Origin of the sequence: Nonomuraea sp. NPDC005650 (assembly GCF_040605375.1) — a bacterium.
Taxonomy (GTDB): domain Bacteria; phylum Actinomycetota; class Actinomycetes; order Streptosporangiales; family Streptosporangiaceae; genus Nonomuraea.
Map to the genome: position 1 here is coordinate 1 of NZ_JBEXCR010000132.1, position 1,961 is coordinate 1,961.

At 72.5% G+C, this 1,961-nt stretch carries 1 protein-coding gene; it reads left to right on the forward strand.

Features of this window, described 5'->3' with window-relative positions; translation table 11 throughout:
- Window positions 1-1,961, forward strand: a 1,961-nt coding sequence (locus ABZS69_RS66995) for a beta-ketoacyl synthase N-terminal-like domain-containing protein (RefSeq protein WP_355395644.1), incomplete at both ends; no start/stop codon positions are given.

A 1,961-nucleotide genomic window follows, 5' to 3' on the forward strand; every position in this document is an offset into this window, starting at 1 on the left:
CTCCTCGACACCGCCCTGACCACACCCCAACCCCACCTCCTCCCCCTCCCCATCAACACCCACACCCTCAGCAACCGCCCCGACGGCGTACCGGCGATACTGCGTGGGCTGGCTCGCACGCCCACGCGCCGTGCCGCCCGCACCGAAACTGTTTCCGGTGGCGGGTCGGCGCTGGAACGCCGTCTGGCGGGCCTGCCCACGGCCGAGCAGGAACACGTGCTCGTGCAACTGGTGTGCGCGGAGGCCGCGGCGGTGCTGGGACACGCCTCGGGAGAGGAGATCCAGGCCGGACGCCCGTTCAAGGATCTGGGCTTCGACTCGCTGACGTCGGTGGAATTGCGGAACCGGCTGGGCCGGGCGGCGGGGATGAAGCTGCCCGCGACGCTGGTGTTCGACCACCCCACGCCGAACGCCCTGGCCGCGCACCTGCTGCGGCGGGTCACCGGCGACGCGGCAGGGGCGGTGGCGGGTCCGGCGCGGGCCGCCGCCACGACCACGGCCGCCGGGGTGGGGGAGCCGATCGCGATCGTGGCGATGAGCTGCCGCTACCCCGGCGGGGTGAACTCGCCGGAGGACCTGTGGGACATGCTGGTCGAGGGCCGTTCGGGGATCTCGTCCTTCCCCGAGGACCGGGGCTGGGACCTGGAGGCGTTGTACGACCCGGATCCGGATCACGTGGGGACCACGTACCTGCGTGAGGGTGGGTTCCTGAAGGACGCGGCCGGGTTCGACGCGGGCTTCTTCGGGATCAGCCCGCGTGAGGCGATCGCGATCGACCCGCAGCAGCGGTTGCTGCTGGAGACGTCGTGGGAGGTGCTGGAGCGGGCCGGGATCGACCCGGGGACCCTCCGCGGCACCCCCACCGGCGTCTTCATCGGCGGAACCCACACCGGGTACGGCTCGGAGTCACCGTCGGCCGACGTCGAAGGCTACCTGGTCACGGGCACGTCCAGCTCGGTCATGTCGGGGCGCGTGTCCTACAACCTGGGCCTCGAAGGCCCGGCCCTGACGGTGGACACCGCCTGCTCCTCCTCGCTCGTCGCCGTCCACCTGGCCTGCGAGTCCCTGCGCAGGGGCGAAAGCACGCTGGCACTCGCGGGCGGCGTGACCGTGCTCCCCAACCCCGAGCTGTTCGTCCAGTTCAGCCGTCAGCGGGGGCTGGCGCGGGACGGCCGGTGCAAGGCGTTCTCCGACGAGGCCGACGGCACCGTGTTCTCCGAGGGCGTGGGCATCCTGCTGCTGGAGCGGTTGTCGGACGCGCAGGCCAACGGCCACCGGGTGCTGGGCGTGATCCGCGGGTCGGCGGTCAACCAGGACGGCGCCAGCAACGGACTGTCCGCCCCCAACGGCCCCTCCCAGGAGCGGGTCATCCGCCAGGCGCTGGCCAACGCGGGCCTGGCTCCGGGTGACATCGACGCGGTCGAGGCCCACGGCACCGGCACCAAACTCGGCGACCCCATCGAGGCACAGGCCCTCCTTGAGGTGTACGGAGCCCGTGCCGAAGAAGACCCCTTGTGGCTGGGCACCGTGAAGTCCAACCTCGGCCACACCCAATGCGCCTCCGGCGTGGCGGGGGTGATCAAGATGGTCCTGGCCGCCCGCGAGGGGCTCCTCCCCCAGACCCTGCACATCTCCACCCCCACCACCCACGTCGACTGGGAACAGGGCCGGGTCCGTCTCCTGCGGCACTCCCAGACCTGGCCCGGCCACACCGGCAAACCCCGCCGCGCCGCCGTCTCCTCCTTCGGCATCAGCGGCACCAACGCCCACCTCATCCTCGAACAAGCCCCTCAACCCGCCCTCACGAGCACGGCCGCGGGTGCTGAGGCTTCGCCCTCCCTGCCGTTGGTGCCGGTGACCCTGTCGGCTCGCGACCAGGTCAGCCTGGCCGCCCAGGCCGCCCGCCTGGCCGGCCACCTCGCCGCCCACCCGGACCTCCCGCTCCACGACCTCGCCCTGTC